The organism is Photobacterium sanguinicancri (genome assembly GCF_002265265.1).
GTDB lineage: Bacteria > Pseudomonadota > Gammaproteobacteria > Enterobacterales > Vibrionaceae > Photobacterium > Photobacterium sanguinicancri.
On sequence record NZ_NOIF01000537.1, the window covers coordinates 1 to 344 of the forward strand.

Annotated in this window: 1 protein-coding gene; it reads left to right on the forward strand. The window is 30.5% G+C overall.

Annotated features, from left to right (window positions below; all coding sequences use genetic code 11):
- Positions 1-45 precede the first annotated feature (45 nt).
- The coding region (locus ASV53_RS26445) for a sulfatase-like hydrolase/transferase (protein WP_369126374.1) at positions 46-344 on the forward strand (299 nt) is incomplete at its 3' end.

Consider the following 344-nt stretch of genomic DNA (forward strand, 5'->3'; position numbering starts at 1 on the left):
CTATTCGTCTGCAGCGTCATATGTGTATAAGATACATCATATTGGATATCAAATCAGGGGAAAATAAGTGACTACGATACTCCTATAACAAAATTTGCTAAAAATGCTAACTTTGTTAAATTCCTAAATACAACTTATCATACAAGCCACAATGACGAAATTCTTTTACCCGAACTTAAAAAATTAGTCGTTCATAGAACAAAGAAACCTCGAATTATATTCCTTCATACTATAGGCTCTCACCGTGATTTTTGCGAGCGTAGTTGGAAGCAATTTTATAAAAATGACTTATCAAATAACAAACAAATTAATTGCTATAAATCATCCATTAGAAATACATCATT